The sequence below is a fragment of the Photobacterium sp. ABD4_091 genome (genome assembly GCF_056160145.1).
This window is the reverse complement of record NZ_JBSWWQ010000001.1, coordinates 1,246,054-1,266,579: the sequence shown is the minus strand read 5'-3', so window position 1 is coordinate 1,266,579 and position 20,526 is coordinate 1,246,054. Positions and strand designations below refer to the sequence as shown.

At 54.0% G+C, this 20,526-nt stretch carries 16 protein-coding genes; all 16 read left to right on the top strand.

The annotated features are described in order from the left end of the window. Position 1 precedes the first annotated feature (1 nt). The 16 genes from ACXAGQ_RS05820 to ACXAGQ_RS05745 all read left to right on the top strand — a co-directional run bounded on the left by ACXAGQ_RS05820 (position 2) and on the right by ACXAGQ_RS05745 (position 20,500). Complete coding sequence (locus tag ACXAGQ_RS05820; RefSeq protein WP_475252500.1) at positions 2-1,717, top strand: GspE/PulE family protein; 1,716 nt, start codon at positions 2-4, stop codon at positions 1,715-1,717. Between the two features lie 26 nt (positions 1,718-1,743). Continuing rightward, positions 1,744-2,964, top strand: coding sequence for a type II secretion system F family protein (locus ACXAGQ_RS05815; protein WP_475252498.1), 1,221 nt, complete (start codon positions 1,744-1,746; stop codon positions 2,962-2,964). Further along, a complete protein-coding gene (locus tag ACXAGQ_RS05810) occupies positions 2,945-3,433 on the top strand; it encodes a hypothetical protein (RefSeq protein ID WP_475252496.1) in 489 nt (162 codons plus the stop codon). The genes ACXAGQ_RS05815 and ACXAGQ_RS05810 overlap by 20 nt, the downstream gene beginning before the upstream one ends. Positions 3,434-3,470: 37 nt before the next feature. Next, the gene (locus tag ACXAGQ_RS05805) at positions 3,471-4,067 is read left to right on the top strand and encodes a prepilin-type N-terminal cleavage/methylation domain-containing protein (protein WP_475252494.1); all 597 of its coding nucleotides are present in this window, start codon (positions 3,471-3,473) and stop codon (positions 4,065-4,067) included. A 24-nt stretch (positions 4,068-4,091) separates the two neighbouring features. Continuing rightward, positions 4,092-4,619, top strand: a complete 528-nt coding sequence (locus tag ACXAGQ_RS05800; protein ID WP_475252492.1) for a prepilin-type N-terminal cleavage/methylation domain-containing protein — start codon at positions 4,092-4,094, stop codon at positions 4,617-4,619. A gap of 111 nt (positions 4,620-4,730) precedes the next feature. Next, entirely contained in the window at positions 4,731-5,267 is a 537-nt protein-coding gene (locus tag ACXAGQ_RS05795; RefSeq protein ID WP_475252490.1) for a prepilin-type N-terminal cleavage/methylation domain-containing protein, read from the top strand. Then, complete coding sequence (locus ACXAGQ_RS05790) at positions 5,251-5,940, top strand: type IV pilus modification PilV family protein (protein ID WP_475252488.1); 690 nt, start codon at positions 5,251-5,253, stop codon at positions 5,938-5,940. The genes ACXAGQ_RS05795 and ACXAGQ_RS05790 overlap by 17 nt, the downstream gene beginning before the upstream one ends. Next, positions 5,940-6,686: a PilW family protein gene (locus ACXAGQ_RS05785; RefSeq protein ID WP_475252486.1), complete on the top strand. Its 747-nt coding sequence runs from the start codon at positions 5,940-5,942 to the stop codon at positions 6,684-6,686. The genes ACXAGQ_RS05790 and ACXAGQ_RS05785 overlap by 1 nt, the downstream gene beginning before the upstream one ends. Further along, entirely contained in the window at positions 6,676-7,110 is a 435-nt protein-coding gene (locus tag ACXAGQ_RS05780; protein ID WP_475252484.1) for an MshP protein, read from the top strand. The genes ACXAGQ_RS05785 and ACXAGQ_RS05780 overlap by 11 nt, the downstream gene beginning before the upstream one ends. Further along, positions 7,100-11,905: a DUF6701 domain-containing protein gene (locus ACXAGQ_RS05775; protein WP_475252482.1), complete on the top strand. Its 4,806-nt coding sequence runs from the start codon at positions 7,100-7,102 to the stop codon at positions 11,903-11,905. Before ACXAGQ_RS05780 ends, ACXAGQ_RS05775 begins: the two co-directional genes overlap by 11 nt. Before the next feature lie 115 nt (positions 11,906-12,020). Beyond that, a complete protein-coding gene (mreB, locus tag ACXAGQ_RS05770; RefSeq protein ID WP_039464726.1) occupies positions 12,021-13,064 on the top strand; it encodes a rod shape-determining protein MreB in 1,044 nt (347 codons plus the stop codon). Between the two features lie 40 nt (positions 13,065-13,104). After that, positions 13,105-13,965 carry a rod shape-determining protein MreC gene (mreC, locus tag ACXAGQ_RS05765; protein WP_475252480.1) on the top strand — a complete coding sequence of 287 codons (861 nt, stop codon included), beginning with the start codon at positions 13,105-13,107 and terminating at the stop codon, positions 13,963-13,965. After that, positions 13,955-14,443 carry a rod shape-determining protein MreD gene (mreD, locus tag ACXAGQ_RS05760; protein ID WP_475252478.1) on the top strand — a complete coding sequence of 163 codons (489 nt, stop codon included), beginning with the start codon at positions 13,955-13,957 and terminating at the stop codon, positions 14,441-14,443. The genes mreC and mreD overlap by 11 nt, the downstream gene beginning before the upstream one ends. 107 nt (positions 14,444-14,550) lie before the next feature. Beyond that, positions 14,551-15,129 (top strand): Maf family protein, encoded by a 579-nt coding sequence (locus ACXAGQ_RS05755; protein WP_475252476.1) that lies wholly within the window; start codon positions 14,551-14,553, stop codon positions 15,127-15,129. An 8-nt stretch (positions 15,130-15,137) separates the two neighbouring features. After that, positions 15,138-16,607, top strand: a complete 1,470-nt coding sequence (gene rng / locus ACXAGQ_RS05750; protein ID WP_475252474.1) for a ribonuclease G — start codon at positions 15,138-15,140, stop codon at positions 16,605-16,607. 14 nt (positions 16,608-16,621) lie between these two features. Continuing rightward, complete coding sequence (locus ACXAGQ_RS05745; RefSeq protein WP_475252472.1) at positions 16,622-20,500, top strand: YhdP family protein; 3,879 nt, start codon at positions 16,622-16,624, stop codon at positions 20,498-20,500. Positions 20,501-20,526 lie beyond the last annotated feature (26 nt).

Genomic DNA, 20,526 nt, shown 5'->3' with positions numbered 1-20,526 from the left:
AATGGCACTTCGACTACGTAAACGCCTTGGTGATCTGCTGATTGATGAGGGTATTGTCTCTCCGGACATGCTCGAGCAGGCGCTGGACAACCAGCAATCGACCGGGCGCAAGCTCGGCGATACCCTGATCAGTATGGGCTTTTTGAGCGAGCAGCAGATGCTGCAGTTCCTCTCCCGCCAGTTGGATATTCCCTTGGTGGATCTCAACCGTCTGACAGTCGATACCCATGCGGTGGCGTTGCTGGCTGAAGTGCATGCCCGCCGCCTGCGGGCGCTGGTGATCAGCGAGCAGGACGGCATGGTAAGGGTCGCCATGAGCGACCCGGCGGACTTGGCCGCGCAGGAGGCGGTCTACGATCAGCTTGGCCACTACCGTATTGAGCTGGTCATTGCTTCCGAGCGGCAGCTGATCACTGCTTTTGACCGCTACTACCGCCGAACCCAGGAAATCGTCTCTTTTGCCGAGCAGCTCCAGGCAGAGCACCAGCACCACTCGGAATATGCCTTTGGCCTAGATGACAACGGCAATGACGAAGTCACCGTTGTTAAGCTGATTAACTCGCTGTTTGAAGATGCTATTCAGGTCGGTGCGTCGGATATCCATATCGAGCCTGACAGTGATGTGCTGAGGATCCGCCAGCGTATCGATGGCGTGTTGCACGAGACCTTGCTCAAGGAGTCCGGTGTGGCATCGGCATTGGTGCTGCGCCTCAAGCTGATGGGCAGCCTGGATATCTCCGAGAAGCGCCTGCCGCAGGATGGCCGCTTCAACGTATCGGTGCGCGGCCAATCGGTGGATGTACGACTCTCGACCATGCCGGTTCAGCACGGCGAGTCGGTGGTCATGCGTTTGCTCAACCAGTCGGCGGGGATCCTCAGCCTTGAGCAGATCGGGATGCCGGAAGATATCCTTCTGCGCTTCCGCCGCCAGTTGCGCAGGCCGCATGGCATGATTTTGGTTACCGGCCCGACAGGCTCGGGTAAGACCACCACCTTGTACGGTGCACTCAGTGAGTTGAACCAGCCGGGCAAGAAGCTGATCACCGCCGAAGATCCGGTGGAATACCGTTTGCCTCGGGTTAATCAGGTGCAGGTTAACAGCAAGATCGGCCTGAGCTTCTCGTCGATTCTGCGTACTTTCCTGCGCCAGGATCCCGATATCATCCTAGTCGGTGAGATGCGCGACCAGGAAACGGTGGAAATTGGCTTGCGATCTGCTCTGACCGGCCACTTGGTCCTTTCCACCTTGCACACCAATGATGCTATCGACAGTGCCTTGCGGATGATCGACATGGAAGCGCCGGGCTATTTGGTTGCCAGTGCAGTACGTGCGGTATTGGCCCAGCGCTTGGTGCGTAGGGTCTGCAAGGACTGTGCGGCCGATCATGAGTTGGAACCAGATAAACAGCAATGGTTGATGGCCCGCTTCCCGCACCAGGCCGCAGCGACTTTCCGCAAAGGGCGCGGCTGCCAGACCTGTAATTTCACCGGCTACCGCGGCCGCGTAGGTGTCTTCGAGCTGCTGGAAATGCGCCCGGACATGATGGATGCCCTGCGTGCCGGTGATGCGGTGCATTTTAGCCAGATAGCCCGCCAGTCGCCGGGGTATAAGCCGCTGGTTGAATCGGCGATGGATTTGGCATTGCAAGGTGTTACCAGCCTTGATGAAGTGTTGCTGCTCGGCGAGGGCGATGAACACAACAGCTACGTGTTGTAACGGCAGCTAGGGCATAGGTGGTATAGATGGCAGTATTTAATTATCGCGGGCGAAGTGGCCAGGGCGGCATCAAGCGGGGGCAACTCGAAGCGGCTTCCCTGGACGCCGCAGCCGATATCCTGATGCGCCAGGGGATCATCCCGCTGGAAATCCGTGAAGGCAAAGCCAAGTCGGGTGGCCTGGATATCGACCGCTTGTTCAAGAGCCGGATCCCGCTCGAGGTGCTGGTGATCTTTTGCCGCCAGCTATATAGCCTGACCAAAGCCGGTGTGCCATTGCTGCGTGCCGTTCGCGGCCTGGGGCAGAGCGCCAGCCATCCTTTGATGCGTGAAACCCTGGATGCCGTGGTGATCGAGCTGACCAACGGCAAATCGCTGTCCGCTTCGATGAAAGAGCACCCGAGGGTGTTCTCCGAGCTGTTTGTGTCGATGATCAGCGTCGGTGAAAACACTGGCCGCCTGGATGAAACCTTGCTCCAGCTGGCACAGTACTTCGAGCAGGAGATGGAGACCCGCCGGCGGATCAAATCGGCGATGCGCTACCCGACCTTTGTGATCATCGCCATTACCTTGGCGATGGCCGTCCTTAATATCAAGGTGATCCCGCAGTTTGCCTCTATGTTCAGCCGCTTCGGCGTTGAACTGCCGCTGCCGACCCGCATCCTGATTGCCACCTCGAACTTCTTTGTCCATTACTGGCCTTTGATGCTGGGGGGCGTTGTTGTGACATGGATTGCTGTGAAGGTCTGGCGCCAAACCCCTGCCGGTGGCGAGAAGTGGGATAGATTCCGGTTAAAAGTGCCCATTGTGGGCGATATCGTTAACCGTGCCCAGCTATCGCGCTTTTCCCGCACTTTCTCACTCATGATACGCGCAGGTGTTCCCCTCAACCAGGCGATCCAGATGTCGGCGGAATCATTGGGTAATAACTACCTCGAAAACCGTTTGATCGAGATGAAAAACGGCATCGAGAGCGGTAGCAGTATTGCCGCCATGGCTCGCCAGTCTGGGGTATTCACGCCTTTGGTGCTGCAGATGATCGCTGTCGGCGAAGAGACCGGCCAGGTGGACGACCTGTTGCTCGAAGTCTCCGATTTCTATGACCGGGAAGTCGATTACGACCTCAAGACCCTGACGGCACGCATCGAGCCTATCTTGCTGTTTATCGTTGCGATTATGGTGCTGGTACTGGCACTGGGTATCTTCCTGCCGATGTGGAGCCTGCTTGATGTTGCGCGCGGTGGCTAATCTCAAATACTTCGGCCATGTGCGGTGGTTTTTGTGGGGCGGTGTCATTTTCTTGGTGCTCTGGGCGCTTCTCGTCGAGTGGCACCGGGTAAATGAAGAAGCCGAGCGCACAAGGGTCAAATTATTGGCGCAAACAATGAGCCGCAGTGCTTCCACATTACGCCAGAAATGGGAGCTGGAAAATAAACCGAGTTATTCCAAAGCGAATGGCATTGGGTACTCATTTACCCATAAAGGCTGGCCGATAATTATACGGAATGAGCATATTGATTGCGCTGGAATGTGGGACTTATTGTCTTCAAGGCAGAAACCGGTCGGTTATATAAGCCTTGTTGATAAAAAAAATGTGAGATCAGAGCGTTATAATTCGTGTTATTTCCAAATTACTGACGGAAAATGGCTAGCATTATTTTATGAAAATGAGACAATACACACCAACAGTTTTTTGACGCTTACCGAAAGGCGGTGACGTCGATTTGACAATAACAAAAAAAGGGTGAGTAAAGATGAAAAAACAAGCCGGATTTTCGTTGGTGGAATTGGTGATTGTCATTATCGTGGTCGGCCTGCTAGCTGTAGCCGCTCTTCCTCGGTTCCTGAACGTCACGGACGAAGCGAAAAAATCATCCATTGAGGGTGTAGCAGGTGGTTATGCCACTGCAGTACTGTCTGCCCGTGCCCAGTGGGAGGCGAATGGCCGCCCGACAGCAATCATTAACAACAAGAACGTGAACAGCGTGGACTATGACGGCTCGACCTTCATGCTGACAGCGGAACAAGACGGTGTCCGTGTGGGCTACCCGATCCATTACGGCAAAGACAACAGCGCCACAATCGGCGGCTTGAACAATAGCGAATGTAAAGTGTTGTTCGAGCAGCTAATGCAAAACCCTCCTCAGGTAGCAGTAATTAACGATCAAAATATCCTAAATGGTAAATACCAATATGCTGCCCGAAAAGATTCAAGTGGAAATAATGCAACCTGTACTTATTTCCAATTGGCATCGGCACCGGCTAATGCTGGCGGTGTTGAGCAAATTACATCGGCACACTCGTTTACCTATACGCCTAAGTCAGGCTCAGTTGTCGTTAACATTCAATAATAAAGTTGTATTTGGAGAAGTAGTATGAAACGTCAAGGCGGTTTTACGCTAATTGAAATGGTCGTTGTGATCGTAATTCTGGGCATCCTGGCAGTAACAGCGGCGCCTCGTTTTTTGAACCTGCAAGGTGATGCACGTAACTCTGCCCTTCAGGGCCTGAAAGGTGCGGCAAACGGTGCAGCTGGCATTGTGTACGGCAAGGCGGCGATTGAAGGTCTAGAAGCTGCTGATTCAGCAGAAACAGTCGGTGATGTTGAAACTATTTTCGGTTACCCGACAGCTAGCGAAAATGGCATCGTAGCCGCTATTGCCAACTTTGATGAAGACTGGGTTATTGTTGATGGTGCAGAAGGTGATGATCAAGCGGGAACTGAAATCAAGCTGACGTTGAAAGAATATGCTGGGAAGTCTGATATTCCTTACGCATGTTACCTAACCTACACTGCTGCAGAATCTGCCACAGTGGGCGCAGTAGTTTCAGTGACTCCTGAAGCTTGTAAGAAAGATAAGGTAACACCACCACCAGCAAATGGTGGTAACCAACAAGGCTAATAATACAAGCCATTATTCAAATAGCGCTCCCCGGAGCGCTATTTATTCAGGGCGTTAACCATGGTTATTTCCCTGAATAAATAGAGACCACAATAACCTTCCGGGTGATCCATGCCCCGTCAGCATTACGGAAAAAGCACCGCTAAAAGCACCGGCTTTACGCTTATTGAACTCATCATTGTTATCGTGCTGGTTGGTATCATCAGCGTGGTGGCCGCCTCGCGCCTGCTCGGCAGCAGTGCCTTCGATGCCACCCTGGCACGCGACCAGGCTATTTCCATCGCCCGGCAAATCCAGTTGGTGGGTATGAACAGCCCGGTAGACCCTGCCAACCCAAATAGCTGCCTTGCCCTTCAGATTAGCACCACCGAGTTTGGTTCAGATAATTGCGCCAGTAATAGCCAATCCACTCGCAAGCTGACTTTTGACAATGATAGGGTGAGGTTCGCCTTTTTTGATGGGGCTAACCCGCAAACTTCAGCGGCCATTTATTTCGATATGCTCGGCCGCCCTTCCGTCGTGAGCAATCAGCAATTACAGCGCATCTGTATTGGTGAAAATTGTAAGGTGACCATTACTTCGCGTAATGGAGAGCAGGCGAGTTTGTGTATCAATAGCGAGGGGTACATCAATGACTGCTCAATCTAACTCCCCCCTGCGGCAAAGCGGCTTCACCCTGATTGAAGGTATTATCACTATAGTGATCCTGGGTATCGCGATGGTGACCCTCACCAGCTTTTTATTCCCGCAGGTCGAGCGTTCGGCAGCGCCGTATTACCAGGCCCGCGCAGCTGCTATCGGTAATGCCTTCCTCAATGAAATCCTGTCGCGCAAGTTCGATGAAAATTCAGACCCGTTTGACAATAGCGTGGTGCGCTGCGGTGAAACCCATAAAGGCCAGCTTTACGCCTGCACCGAGCCTGGGGAGTTTGGCGTTTGGCCGCGGGATAATAATGAATACGAAAAGTATGAGCACCCAATCACAGGCAATGTGCACTGGTTGTTGAAGACACGTATTGCCAATGATGTCGATGATTTCCACGGCTGCTGGGGCGACAGTGAGTTATGTGATGACCGCTACAGCTTTACCCAATTTCCGTGGCGCGGCGTGATAGAGAACATCACCGGTGAAGATATAGATAAAGAAAGCGAGACCTACAAAAACATCACCGTCAGCGTCGAGGTGAGCTATGACGCCCGCTTCAACACAACTTACCCAGAAGACACGCCTTTCCCCCATCAGCACAAGCGTATTGTGGTGGAGGTCGATACTGGTCGCCACGGCAAGTTTGATTTTGTCGCCTACCGGAGTAACTACTGATGGCTAGTTGGACTTCAATCAAGGCCAGCAGGGGCTTTACGCTGATGGAAATGGTCATCGCGCTAGTGATCCTCGGTATTCTTGCGCTAGCCATTGGCAGCTACCTTCAGCTTGGGGCGAAAGGCTATGTCAGCAGCGTCAGCCGCGATCGCGTCCAGTCCCAGGCCCGTTTTGCCCTCGAAAAAATGACCCGTGAAATCCGCCACGCAGCGCCCAACAGCCTGGCTTCTTCGGGAAGTTGCATCAGCTTTTACCCGATCCACCTGGCCGGGTTTACCCTTGGTGATACCCAAACTCTCACTGTTGAGTTAGTGCCCACTATCGGAAAAGCCTTAGAATGGCAGGCGATCACCAGCGATGACAACCTAGCCATCGCCGCTGGGTTGGGCAGTGCCGCCGACTATGCCGCGCAACCCTATAAAATCGGCCGGGTGGATGCCGGGCCGGGTGGCAGCGGAACCGTACGGGTGAGTGTTTCCGCACCGCTCGACAACCGCTCTCCGGCTAACCGGGCTTATGCCTACGGCCTGCCGGTTTCCTACTGCCTGGAAGCCGGCGTGCTGCGGCGCAAAACGGCAGGCTCTTCAGTGGCCATTGCCGAGCAAGTAGCAGGCTTCGATGTGGTGGTGAGTGGCACCGGGTTGGAAAGCAACAGCATGGTGCACATAACGTTGGCGTTCCACGATAGCCGGACGGGTGAAAATTTCAGCTACGAGCACACAGTGCAGGTGATCAATGTTTTATAGCAGGCAGCGCGGCAGCGCATTGGTGATATCGCTGTTTATTATTACGGTCATGGGAGCCTTTGCCGCTGCCATGATCCGCATTGACTGGTCTGGTCAGGATACCACTGCCCGCGAGGTGTTCTCGATCCGCGCCTGGTACGCGGCGCACTCAGGCAACGAAATTGTCTTGGGCAAGCTATTCCCGCTTGGGCAAACAACATCTGACCCTCAAGCCTGTGATCAAACATACGACTTAGACCAGCAGGCTGGGTTATTCTCATGTCAGACATTACAGGTCAGTTGTAAAACTCATAGTTACAAAGAAAACGGCCAGCCAGCCAATAAATATCAATTAGAAAGTACGGCAACTTGCGGCACTGGGCAGTTTAAAACCACCCGCACCCAAGAAGTGTGGGCAAAGGATCTGAATAATAATGAACAGTAACTCGATATTTCGTCTTGGGCTGTGGCTTGCCTGCTGCTTGTTTTCAACGGTTGCCAACAGTGCGATAGATTTTAAGCAATGCCCGTTTACCGGCCCAGCCCAAACGTGGGCCAATAGCGGTAAAGCCAAGATCGATGATGATGATGCCCGTATATTTGGTGCTGTTGATGGGAAGTACTTAGGTTTCAAGCATGTTGATTCTGAAGATGATAGCTGTAATGGACAAAGGGAGTGTAAAGCCAAGTCCAGCCTGATGGTTAGCAAGCCGAATTTTATTAACTTTTCGGAAGATAAAAATGAGCGAAAGTTCGAGTCTGATGGCGAGCTGACCAATGATAAGCGCTATAAAAAAGTTGAAGTACTTAAGTCGGCAGCGGTAACGCTCCGCGCTGGGGAGTACTGGGTTGATGAGTTCGTCATAAAAGAGAACTCGACGCTATATATTTCGGGGAAAGTTACCCTGAATGTCAACAAGCTGATTCTAGATGACTCGGCGAGAATCAACCACTCGGCATCACCATCAGGGTTTATCATTATCGCTCATAAAAAAGACGGTGTCGTGGAGCTGAAAACAGAGCGTCGACAAGCGTTCAACGCGTACATTTTTGCAGACAAAGAAGTGAAAATTTCTGGCGATACTAAGCTTCGTGGCTCTGTTACTACAAAATACCTAGAGGTAAAGGAAGATGCTTGGCTGACTGCAGATTTAAGCGGTTGTGATGAGAAACCGCTGCCACCGGAATACAACGAAAACGCCCAATTCGAATTCGGCTCGGCCTATTGCTCGTCTGATAGCTGCAGCTTTGAGTTGCACAAAAACTACCTCTATGAGCCGGTAGTGATTTTGATGCCGACTATCGGCAAGCAGGCGGATAATGCCAATGGCGAAAGCCCGGACAGTGATGCGCCGGCCTCAGCCTTTGTCACCGACATTGATTTGAGCAAAAAGCAGGTGAGCTTTGATATTCGCAAGCCCGAGCGGGTTGCCGGCAGTGTCCAGCAAATGACCAAGGTAGATTACTTGGTTGTGGAGCCGGGTATCGCCGATTTCAATGGCCGCACGGTGGTAGCTGGCTATGTCGAAACAGACAAGCAGGTCTATATCAACGGAGGGGGCGAGTCCAATGAGTCGGCATGGGCTTCAGTGTCGTTTGCTGATTTTGGCTTATCAACACCTTTCAGTTCCAGCCCTGTTGTCTTGGCGCAGGTACAGTCTGACCGCAATAACAAGTGGCTGACTGCCGCGATGCGCGGGCAGGACAAGATGACGCAACTGTCGAGCAACGCGGGGACCGAACTCTCGCTGGAGTTGTCACGCTCCCGGGAAGGAACTAGCTACCAGGCTGAAAAGATAGGGTTTGTTGCGGCACTAGCAGGAAGCGGCCACATTGATGGCTTCAATTATCATTTCGGCCGCCTGACCACACCGCATGTCACCGGCAATAAGCCACTCGAGCAAGGCTGTTCGACTTTCCATGATCTCCAGGTTGAGAGCATATCTGGGGTGGTCGCCAAGAAAATGGAGCGAAACGGCGGCCATGGTGGCTGGCTGCGGCGTTGTCGCATAAACACCAACCAAGCCAGTTTCGTGGTGGACGAGGATCACCTAGAACGCAGCCATTTGCCCGAAGTTGTGGGTTACTTTGCCGTTGACCAGGATTACCAGCTGCCCGAACACTGTGAGTTTTTCCCCGGTGCCGCTCAGGCCCACGGTTCGTCAGGTAAAATTGAAATTCATAATCACTCCTTCGTTCATCAGCCTGGTAATGTGTTCAAGCTGGGCTTTACCGACATCAACGATGGCTCCGGTCTGGGGGATGCTTCCTGCCGGACAGACAGCACCTCCTGGAAGTGTGAGATCAACCCGGGCGGCATGGTTGGTTCGATAACCCTACCGAGTTTTCCCGGCGGGGGGATCAGCCGCTCTTATTATGATGGCAACACGTACGAGTTGTCATCGGAGGATGTATACAGCCGGTTGGAAGCCGGTTCGACGACCGTATTGCAGCTGAACAAATCTGGTGATTACTGGATCCGTAACCTGACCTTAAATGGAAATGCCAAGTTAGAAGTGGCGAGTGGCATCAAGATCCGGCTGTTTGTCGATCAACTGCAGACAAATATAGATTCCTCAATCAACCACAGCGGCGAGCCAGATAATTTCATTTTGATCGGGGTGGGCAGCAATTCCAGAATCCACTTGACCGGGTTAACGACCTTTAATGGGATGGTATATGCGGAAAATGAAGTCAGGCTTAATTCCAAGTTCACGTTTGATGACGACATCTCGAACATGCCTGCCACCATTACCGGGGCGGTGACCGCCAAGCATATCTTTATGTCCGATCAGAGCAACATTCGTGCTGGCGGGCAGTGCTTTACCCCAGTTGAGCCTGAATATCAGGTTGTTGCGCTCGATCCCCAGGACTTGTCCCTAACCTGCGATAGGCAATTAGTACGGTTCCAGGTACAGGATAAGTCAGGCCAGCCCGCTGGCAGCTACAGTGGCAAGGTCAATGTATCGACCAACCTCAATACGGCCAACAAAGCCTATTGGTACCTGCAGCAGGAGGGCGGGGAGAGCGGCAAGCTGGATGTTAGCCAAACGCACGCCTTCTCCGTTGATAGCAACGGTATCGTTTCGCTGTGGCTGCAGAGTGATGCCGTCGGCACCATAGTCGCGACCGCAAGCCTGTCGGTTGATGCCGATGAGAATGACTCCGGGCGGTACAGCTTTGTGCCGTTCAAGTTTGATATCAACAGCGGCCATATCCCCGCTGTTGCTGGCAAACCGACCGATATCACGATTACCGCGAAATCTTGTAGTGATACAGACGGGGCAAACAAGGATAAAGTCGCTGTCGGTTACGAAGGCAACAGAACCCTGAAGCTTTCGACGGCCTACATTGCGCCAAGCCAAGGGCTGAGCAGCAGCAATAGCCATCAGCTGGAGCTGAGAAAGCCGGTCATTAATGACCTGGACAGCGGCTGGAGCGTTGAAGAGGTAGAGCTCAACTTTGACAAAGGAGTTGCTGATGCCCAGCTACGTTACCTGGATGCGGGCAAGACGTCGTTAACCATCCATGACCCTAATTGTACCTTGGACAAAGGCTGTGAAATCTTGCCGCAGGGCCAACTGTTGAGTAAAGCCAGTATCGGTGACTGGACCCGCTTGGAGGGTACCCAGTCGGTTTGGTCACGCCCCTATACTTTTGCCTTGTGTAATGCAGGGGAGTACTCAATTGAGTCGGCAACGGGTACCGCATCAACCGGCAATGCCTTTATCCCTGCGGGCAAGGAATTCAATGCCAAGGTGAAGCCTGTTATCTGGCTCAAGGACGATTTGGATAACAGTGATATCGATGACAATGGCAACGCCACAGCGATGGTGGATAGCCGGAGCTTATGCCAGAGGGCAGTTACCCAGAATTTTTACGCCAGTGATGCCCCGCAGGCTACGGTGGCGCTTTCTATTCCTACCGGGGACGGTGTAAGACCACACTCACCGGACAAGGCGGGAGCGGTCAGCGGGAACCTGACCAGCACATCACTGAGCAACGTAGCCATAAAAGACAAGGCGTTCACAGCCAAGTGGAATGAGGTCGGTAGCATCAAGTTGCAGGCATCGACCCAAGGTGAATACCTAGGAATGACGCTAAACACGGGCTATCGACCGGTAGGTCGCTTCTATCCGGATGCTTTTGCTATTGTTTCGGCCAATAGTGATAAGCAGTACCCAGCTGGTCAATCTTTTGTTTACATGAACCAACCTTTTTCTGCCTGGTTCAAGGTGGAAGCGCAGAATGCTGATGGCAGGCCAACGAACAACTACGGCGAATTTGAGCCAAGCAAACAAGTCGGCTTGGAAATCGCGGCGATAGATACGGCGGCTGGCTACCCACTGTCTAACGACCTTACCGGTCGGGTCGATTGGGGGAGTTCGCTCAAGAAAAGCGGTTGGCAGAAAAGCTGGAACGGCGCCTACATTACGGTGGACAGCTTCAACCTTGCCTTTAAGCGCGATGTCAAAAGCGTCGCTTCACTAGGTAAGGCCGAAACGACACAGCCTGACGGGCCGTATGATGTCGCGCTGGGTATCCTGCGCGAAGAATTAAGTGCCAGTGAGGCTGACGCTATTGGCTACCCCGAAATCGACGCGGATATCACGCTGCAGCCTTGTGATGCCAGCAAGGATGGGTGCTCTGATGCCAACTCCAGGGGGGCAATGGCATTTGCCACCTTCCATACCCGCTATGGCCGTATGGTGCTGGATGATGTCTCCGGCCGCTTCGATAGTCGACTGTCGATCCCGCTTCGGGTCGAATACTGGGATGGGGGGGATTTTGTGACTAACAAACTGGATGGTGTGTCGGCCTTTGATGGCAGCCTGTCTTGCAAACAAATTCTTTCCCACTCTGACATTGCCGTGACACGTGCCTCGTACACTGACGGGTCAGGAAATGTAAAATCAGGGGTAACCCAACCGGGGCAATTTGTTGCTGTACCTGCCATCCCAAAGGATGATGGGAATGGGAACAAGCCGATTTACCGTGAGCAGGTGAAGTTCTGGCAGAAGGTTATCGGTGATAGCCCAATGGCGATAGACGGCGAGCCGGACATTGCCTGTAAAAGCGGCCCTTCCGGCGAACACAGCAATTATCAGCCATGGTTGACCTTCGATTGGCGCGGTAAGGGCGACGAAAGCCCGCACGCGACAGTGACCTTCGGTGCCTACCGGGGTAACGATCGTGTGCTCTACCGCGGTGAAAAGGGCATTAATACAATGCTCAATTAAATAAAATGCCGATCTGTGGCAGGTTTGACAATCCTTGCCTTGTCTCGATCCGCACCCCTTGATACATTTAGCGCAATTTAACGAATTTGTGAGCTTGCAGGATTAGCCGAAGACTATGTTTAAAAAACTTCGTGGCATGTTTTCTAATGACCTGTCTATTGACTTGGGTACAGCCAATACCCTTATTTATGTCAAAGGACAGGGCATCGTACTGGATGAACCATCAGTAGTAGCGATCCGCCAGGATCGTGCCGGAGCAACCAAGAGTGTGGCCGCAGTCGGTCACGACGCCAAGCAGATGCTGGGCCGTACTCCGGGTAATATCGCGGCAATCCGTCCGATGAAAGACGGTGTAATCGCGGACTTTTACGTTACTGAGAAAATGCTGCAGCATTTTATCAAGCAGGTGCATGACAACAGCCTGCTGCGTCCAAGCCCACGAGTTCTAGTTGCGGTACCTTGTGGCTCGACTCAGGTTGAGCGCCGTGCTATCCGTGAATCTGCGCAGGGTGCAGGCGCGCGCGAAGTGTACTTGATTGACGAGCCAATGGCGGCAGCAATCGGTGCAGGTATGCCAGTTTCTGAAGCAACCGGTTCGATGGTGATCGATATCGGTGGCGGCACCACTGAAGTGGCGGTTATCTCGCTAAACGGTGTGGTGTACTCATCATCAGTACGTATCGGTGGTGACCGTTTCGACGAAGCGATCATCAACTATGTGCGTCGTAACTACGGCAGCCTGATCGGTGAAGCGACGGCTGAGCGCATCAAGCACGAAATCGGCTCGGCCTACCCGGGTGACGAAGTGCGTGAAATCGAAGTACGCGGCCGTAACCTGGCTGAAGGTGTGCCACGCAGCTTTACCCTGAACTCAAACGAAATCCTAGAAGCGCTACAAGAGCCGCTAACAGGTATCGTATCAGCCGTGATGGTAGCACTGGAGCAGTGTCCGCCAGAGCTAGCATCGGATATCTCCGAGCGCGGTATGGTTCTGACTGGTGGTGGTGCGCTACTGCGTGACCTGGACCGTCTACTGACCGAAGAAACCGGTATTCCAGTGGTTGTGGCCGAAGAGCCGCTAACTTGTGTTGCCCGTGGTGGCGGCAAGGCTCTGGAAATGATCGACATGCACGGTGGCGATCTATTCAGCGAAGAATAATGCCCGCCCGGGCATGTCGACAAACAGGTTATAGTGTTACATGAAACCTATCTTTGGCAGGGGCCCTTCCCTGCAACTGCGCCTGTTTCTAGCCATTTTACTGTCGGTTGGCCTTATGCTGGCCGACAGTCGTCTTGACGCCTTTGCCAACGTCCGTTACCTGCTCAACTCGGCCATTTCCCCGTTGCAATATGCAGCTAACCTGCCGCGTGATTTTCTCGGTGGTGTTTCCGGACAGTTCAGCTCCCATCGGCGTCTTCTGGCAGAAAACAAAGCCTTGCAACGTGATCTGCTGGTTCAGCAGAGCGATGTCTTGCTGCTCGAGCAGCTAAAGCAAGAAAACCAGCGCCTGCGTGAGCTATTGGGCTCGCCGTTTGTCCGTGACGAGAAGAAGCTTATCGCCGAGGTGATGGCGGTGGATTCAGATCCATACAGCCACCAGGTGATGATCGACAAGGGCCGGGTAGACGGGGTCTACGAAGGCCAGCCGGTGATCAACGAAAAGGGGATTGTCGGCCAGGTTGCCTATGTGGGCGCCCACAACAGCCGGGTCTTGCTGCTGATCGATCCGACCCATGCGATCCCGGTGCAGGTGGTGCGTAATGATATCCGGGTGATTGCCTCTGGCAGCGGCCAAATTGATCAGATCCAGCTTGAGCACGTCCCGAGCAGCACTGACATACAAGTGGGTGATCTGCTGGTGAGCTCCGGCTTGGGGGGACGCTACCCGGAAGGCTACCCGGTTGCGAACGTGACCGAGTTTTCGTTCGACAACAAGCGCCCGTTTGCCCAAATCAAGGCAAAGCCGACGGTGCAATTCGATCGCCTGCGTTACCTGTTGCTGGTATGGCCGACCCCGCGTGAGACCTTGACAGAGGGAGAGTTCAACAGTGGCGAATAGTCGCGCTAATGGCCGAATTTGGATTTGGCTTTCGTTTTTGATTGCGCTGATCCTGCAGGCTGCCCCTTGGCCGGGGGAGCTGGAGCCGTTCCGCCCATCCTGGGTGGTTCTGGTCGCGTTTTACTGGGTACTGGCCTTGCCCCACCGGGTCAATGTCGGTACGGCATTGATTTTGGGCCTGCTGTGGGATTTGATGCTCGGCTCGACGCTGGGCGTGCGGGGGCTGATGATGTCGGTACTCTGCTACATCGTTGCGCTAAACTTCCAAGTATTGCGTAACCTTTCATTATGGCAGCAGGCGATGCTGGTGGCCTTGTTGACGCTCGGTGGCAAGCTGGTCGAGTTCTGGGCCGAATACCTGGTCTCGGTGATCACGTTTGATCCGGAAAGGCTGTGGGCTGTTCTTCTTAACTTCTTGTTATGGCCTTGGTTATTCCTGCTGTTGAGGCGGATGCGTCGCAGGCTCTCAATTCGTTAAATTAGTTTCCAAATGGGATCCGTTCAGTGCTAGGGTGTATCCAGACACATCGTACGTGCTTGAATGGATCGTATTGATTTATCACACAAAACCAAATGAATGATATCATGTCGACACCGCAACTTTACTTGGCCTCGGGCTCGCCGCGCCGCAAAGAACTCCTGACCCAGCTCGGCTACCAGTTTGAGCGGGTCGTGGTGGATGTTGAAGAACAGCACCAGGTTGGCGAATCGCCGGCAGATTATGTTCAGCGCTTGTCTGTCGATAAGGCGTTGGCTGGCGTTGCGGCTGTCGATGGCAAGGCGCCGGTATTGGGCGCAGATACTATTGTGGTGTCGGGTGATCGTATCTTGGAAAAACCCAAGGATTTTGACGATGCCCGGCAGATGCTTCGCCTGCTGTCAGGTAAGCGCCATCAGGTGATGACGGCAGTGACTGTCGCCAGTGATGAGCGCCGGGAAACACGCTTGGTCGTGACCGATGTGTGGTTCAAAACACTGTCAGATAAAGAAATAGAAGACTACTGGCAAAGTGGTGAGCCGCAAGACAAAGCAGGGAGCTACGGCATTCAGGGGATCGGCGGCAAGTTCGTCGAACGTATCGATGGCAGTTATTACGCTGTGGTGGGGTTACCCTTGGTGGAAACCGACATCATGGTTCAAGACTTTTTAGATTTATCAATTTAGAGGCAACCATGAGCACAGAGCTGCTAATTAACGTGACCCCGAGTGAAACTCGTGTCGCAATGGTCGAGTCGGGAACCCTGCAGGAAGTTCATATTGAACGTGAGTCCAAGCGCGGGATCGTCGGCAATATTTATAAAGGGCGTGTCAGCCGCGTTCTCCCGGGAATGCAGGCGGCCTTTGTTGATATCGGCTTGGAAAAAGCGGCGTTCTTGCACGCATCTGATATTGTTCCGCATACCGAGTGTGTGGCGGAGAACGAGAAGCAGCAGTTTCAGGTGCGCGATATTTCTGAGTTGGTCCGCCAGGGGCAGGACTTGGTGGTGCAGGTGGTCAAAGATCCGCTAGGTACCAAGGGTGCCCGTCTGACGACGGATGTGACGTTGCCATCTCGCTACTTGGTGTTCATGCCGGGGGCAAGCCATGTCGGCGTTTCGCAGCGTATCGAGAGCGAGGAAGAACGCGAGCGCCTCAAAGCCGTAGTCAATGAGTACTGCGACGATCTGGGCGGTTTCATCATCCGTACCGCTGCTGAAGGGGCGACCGATGAAGAAATGGCGCAAGATGCGGCTTTCCTCAAACACCTATGGCGCAAAGTGCTTGAGCGCCGTGCTAAGTATAAGCCGAAATCCATGCTTTACGGAGAGCTTGGTCTAGCGCAGCGTATTTTGCGTGACTTTGTTGGCACCGAGCTTGATTGCATCCAGGTCGATTCCCGCTTGGGTTTCGAGAAGCTAAAAGAATTTACCGATGAGTTTGTGCCGGAGCTCAGCGAAAAGCTGGAATACTATGCCGGCGAGCAGCCAATTTTTGACTTGTTCGAAACGGAAAATGAAATCCAGCGCTCGCTGGACCGCAAGGTCGAGCTGAAGTCTGGTGGTTACCTGATCATCGACCAGACCGAGGCGATGACCACGGTCGATATCAACACCGGTGCCTTTGTCGGCCGCCGCAACCTTGAAGAGACTATCTTCAATACCAATATCGAAGCCACCAAGGCCATTGCCCGCCAGCTTCGCCTGCGTAACTTGGGCGGGATCATCATCATCGACTTTATCGATATGGCCCACGACGATCACCGTCGCCGGGTGTTGATGGCGCTTGAGCAAGCCTTGTCCTACGATAGGGTTAAGACCAACATCAATGGCTTTACCCAGCTGGGCTTGGTCGAGATGACACGCAAGCGTACCCGCGAGAGCATCGAGCATGTGTTGTGTGATACCTGCCCGACCTGTGAGGGGCGTGGCACTGTGAAGACAGTGGAAAGTGTCTGCTACGAAATCCTGCGTGAAATCACCCGGGTTAACCGTGCCTACGACGCAGACCGTTTCGTTGTCTATGTGTCCCCGGCGGTGGCCGAAGCACTGGCCGGTGATGAGTACCATGCCCTTGCCGAGCTGGAAGTCTTCATTGGCAAGCAGGTGAAAATCAAGGCAGAGCCGCTGTACGTGCAAGAACAGTTTGATGTCGTGATGATGTAAAGCGGAGCAATAGAGTGACAACAGTTCCAGTTCGACTGGCGCGTGGATTGATGTGGCTGGTACTGACAGTGTTGGTACTGGCCGCTGTTGCGATTAGCGGTCTGCGATTTTTCCTTCCCCAGCTCAATGAATACCGCGAGCCGATCCGCCAGTGGGCCTCCGAGCAAATCGACATGGATCTCGACCTAGAGCTGGTCGAGGGCCATTGGCGTAACTTCGGCCCGTCGCTGGTGCTGCAGGGCGTCAAAGTCAACCTGCCGGGCGCACCCGAGTCGCTGGTCAAGGTCGGCGATGTCTCGATGCAGCTTGATATGCTGGGGTCGGTACTCAGCCTTAGCCCAGTCTTCCAGGACATCCGCATTGACGAGCTGAGCCTGGATCTTACCCGCCTGTCGGGCAGTGACAGTCGCAATAGTGCCAGTTCAGATCAAAGCCAAATGGCAACTGTCGAGCGGCTGGAAGAGCTGCTGTTTGTCCAGCTTGGCCAGTTCTCGGTCCGCAACTCCGATATAACCTTGATGTCGCCAGCAGACGAGAAGCTGACGGTCGATATCAAAGAGCTCAAGTGGGATACCCACAACCGCCAGCGCCGGGCGGAAGGGATTGTCAGTATCGCCGACACCCACTTCAGCCAGATGCAAGTGATTGCTAACCTGTCCGACAACCGCTCTTGGGCCAAGATGTCCGGTGATATTTACCTGCAGGCACGTAACCTGTCTGTGACGCCATGGCTCAACAAGCAGCACCTCACCGATGCCAATATTACCGGCAGCAACCTCAATGCCGAAGTTTGGCTGACCCTGTCGGGCGGTAAGTTGAAACAGAGCTTGGTCAAGCTTGATGACAGTTTCCTGCGTTGGCAGCTGGGCGAAGACAAGCACCAGTTCCGGGTCCGCCAGGGCTTGGTGCAACTCGAGCCGCTAGCAAACCAAGACGGTGAGCCGGGCTGGCGCATTGACAGCGACCAGATGGTGTTGGAGACCGATGACACGCTCTGGCCGGCATTTGATATTGCTGCCAGCTGGTTGCCAGGCGGCTGGAAGTTGGCTGCTAGCCACCTTTCCCTCGAGAACCTCCAGCCGTTCGTCACGTTTTTGCCCGATGACAGCGAGTTGGTTGACGTATTGTCGACGCTGCAGCCGTCAGGGCAGATCAGTGATATCCGCGCGGCTGCTACTGGCAGCGATGCACCTGAATTTTCTTTCCATGTCAGCCAGCTAGGCTTGAAACAATGGGAGCTGCTGCCTGGGATCCACAAGTTGGATGCTGTAGTGGCAGGCAACACCCAAGGTGGCCGCGCTATTGTTAGCCTGCAAGATGATGAGCTGCCCTATGGCGAAGTCTTCCAGGCGCCGCTAAACATCAAAGCGGCAGATGTGACGGCTTATTGGCAGGTCGGTGAAGGTGGTTGGCGTTTGTGGAGCGACAAGATTGATGTCGCGACTCCGCACCTCAAGGTGGATGGCCAGTTCCGTTTGGACTTCCCAGCTGATGCACCGTCCTGGCTGTCATTCTACGGCGAAGCCAGCCTGAACAATGCCGGTGAAACATGGCGCTATTTGCCAACCTTGGCGCTGGGCCGCAGCCTGACCGATTACCTGTCGGCGGCGATCCGCGGCGGGCAGGCCGAGTCGGCACAGCTGCTGTGGTACGGCGAGCTGTCGGATTTCCCCTACGGTAACCATGACGGGGTATTCCAGGCGTTTGTTCCACTGCGCCAAGGCAAGTTCAGCTTTGATACCGCTTGGCCAGAGCTGACCGACCTCAAGCTGGATCTGCTGTTTGAAAACGATTTTATGTACCTCGATGCCACGCACGCCAAGACCATGGGGGCGACGGCCTCCAGGGTGACTGGCGATGCCGAGCTCAGCAGTGACGGCCACCTGAAACTGACCGTCGATGTAGCCGCCGAGGGTGAGCAGGTGCGAGATTACATGTTGGCGACCCCGTTGGTCGACTCGGTCGGCGCAGCATTGACAACGGTGCAGGTCAGCGGCCCGGTGACTTCTCGGTTCAAGCTCGATATTCCTTTCGAGGGTGAAGATGTCAGGGCATGGGGTAGCGCCGAACTGGCGGGCAACCGGGTACAGCTGGATGCGCCTCCGCTGGTTCTTGAAGGGGCAACCGGCACCATTGAGTTTGATGACGACAAGGTGTCGGCCGAGAGCATTACGGCCAACCTATTGGCACAACCGGTCAATGTCGGCTTCACTGGCAACAGTGTCGACGAGGGCTACCGGGTTGATGTCGCGCTGGATGGCGACTGGCAGGTAGAAACCCTCCAGCAGCAGGTGCAAGATCCACTGTTGGCGAAAGTAACTGGGCGGAGTCGCTGGCAAGGCACGGTCGGGGTTGATCTCAATGATACCGGTTTTGAATACCAGGTCGGTATTCAGGCCGCGCTGAAAGAAGCGGTGAGCAGTTTGCCTTACCCATTGGCATTCAATGCCGGCAGCCCTGATGCCTTCAAACTTGATGTGACAGGCAACGGCCAGTCGCTGGAGGGCAAGGCACATCTGCCGGGCGTGGCTTACCAGGCCAAGATCAACCTGGCCGGCGACAAGCTCAATATCGATGCCAGCCAGATGGCAATCGGCAAAACGGCCTTGCACCCGCTCAAGCATGGTGAACATGGCTTGGATATTGTGGCTGACAGAGTTGATGGTGACCGCTGGGTTGATTTGATCTCGGCGGTACATGATAAAGTGGAAGCGGATGCCGCCTCTGGCAGTGCATCAGCGAAGCCGGATATCCCTTTGCCAACCCGCATCGAGGCGAACGTGCGTCAGATAAAGCTGGCCTCGCTGGACTGGAACCGGGTTAATTTTTCTGCCAAGCAACTTGCAGATACATGGCAGTTCCATCTGGATAGCCGGGAGGCGAAAGGCCAGGCCCGCTGGCCGAAGGGCCAGCCTTTGGATTTGGCGGTTGAGACCTTCCACCTTAACCTGCCTCAGGTGGACGTAGAAAAGCCGAAAGAGAAATACAAGCCGCAGCGAGATATCCCTGCGGCGACGGATTTTGACCACAGCATGATGGCCAACATGCCTGAGATTGATTTAATGTTGCGTGATGCCTGGCTGCAGGGTTACCGCCTCGGGGAGGTTTCCGGCAAGCTGCGCCGTGAAGGCAACATGCTAGAGTTGAGAAACTTTACCGTTGATTCTGGGGCAACCTCACTGAATCTGGATGGTCACTGGAGCCTCGATGGCGATCGCAGTGAAACCCAGATCGCCTTTGATATCGATGGCCAGAACAGCTCTGACTTGATGGGGCGCTTTGGCATTACAGGCGGGATCCAGGGGGCTAAATTCAGTACCTATGCCTCTATTCAGTGGCAGGGCGCGCCATGGTCGATGCACCGAGAGACATTGACGGGTGAGCTCAAATCGGAAACCGGGCAAGGGGTTATCAGTGATATTGGCGGGGCGGGCCGTTTGCTTGGCCTGTTCAGTATCGATTCGCTGATCCGCCGGATGCAGCTTGATTTCTCAGGGATTTTTGACGAAGGCTTGGCCTTCAACTATATCCGCGGCAGCGGTCGGATAGAAAATGGCCGGTTTGAAACTGACAATATTAAAATGCAAGCACTTGCCGGCGACATGTTTATCCGCGGAAGTGCTAATCTTGTCAATGAGACAGTAGATGCGAAGGTGAGATTTATCCCTGATTTTACATCAGGTATTCCCGTCCTGACCGCGTTTGCGGTGGCACCTCAGACAGCAATATATGTCTTTGCTATATCAACGGCACTGTCGCCCGTTCTGGATGTATTTACCCAAGTTAACTATGTGGTGAAAGGGCCGATTGATTCGCCGTTGGTGACCGAGCAGTCGCGCTTCACGGGCGAATACAATGTCTCTGAGATGCTCAAAGACAAAGAAGGGAAATAACAACAATATCCGCCAGGCGACTGTAA

Coding starts and splice junctions, on each gene's coding strand:
- ACXAGQ_RS05820 (WP_475252500.1), top strand. CDS start 2: ATGGCACTTCGACTACGTAAACGCCTTGGTGATCTGCTGATTGATGAG.
- ACXAGQ_RS05815 (WP_475252498.1), top strand. CDS start 1,744: ATGGCAGTATTTAATTATCGCGGGCGAAGTGGCCAGGGCGGCATCAAG.
- ACXAGQ_RS05810 (WP_475252496.1), top strand. CDS start 2,945: ATGTTGCGCGCGGTGGCTAATCTCAAATACTTCGGCCATGTGCGGTGG.
- ACXAGQ_RS05805 (WP_475252494.1), top strand. CDS start 3,471: ATGAAAAAACAAGCCGGATTTTCGTTGGTGGAATTGGTGATTGTCATT.
- ACXAGQ_RS05800 (WP_475252492.1), top strand. CDS start 4,092: ATGAAACGTCAAGGCGGTTTTACGCTAATTGAAATGGTCGTTGTGATC.
- ACXAGQ_RS05795 (WP_475252490.1), top strand. CDS start 4,731: ATGCCCCGTCAGCATTACGGAAAAAGCACCGCTAAAAGCACCGGCTTT.
- ACXAGQ_RS05790 (WP_475252488.1), top strand. CDS start 5,251: ATGACTGCTCAATCTAACTCCCCCCTGCGGCAAAGCGGCTTCACCCTG.
- ACXAGQ_RS05785 (WP_475252486.1), top strand. CDS start 5,940: ATGGCTAGTTGGACTTCAATCAAGGCCAGCAGGGGCTTTACGCTGATG.
- ACXAGQ_RS05780 (WP_475252484.1), top strand. CDS start 6,676: ATGTTTTATAGCAGGCAGCGCGGCAGCGCATTGGTGATATCGCTGTTT.
- ACXAGQ_RS05775 (WP_475252482.1), top strand. CDS start 7,100: ATGAACAGTAACTCGATATTTCGTCTTGGGCTGTGGCTTGCCTGCTGC.
- mreB (WP_039464726.1), top strand. CDS start 12,021: ATGTTTAAAAAACTTCGTGGCATGTTTTCTAATGACCTGTCTATTGAC.
- mreC (WP_475252480.1), top strand. CDS start 13,105: ATGAAACCTATCTTTGGCAGGGGCCCTTCCCTGCAACTGCGCCTGTTT.
- ACXAGQ_RS05755 (WP_475252476.1), top strand. CDS start 14,551: ATGTCGACACCGCAACTTTACTTGGCCTCGGGCTCGCCGCGCCGCAAA.
- rng (WP_475252474.1), top strand. CDS start 15,138: ATGAGCACAGAGCTGCTAATTAACGTGACCCCGAGTGAAACTCGTGTC.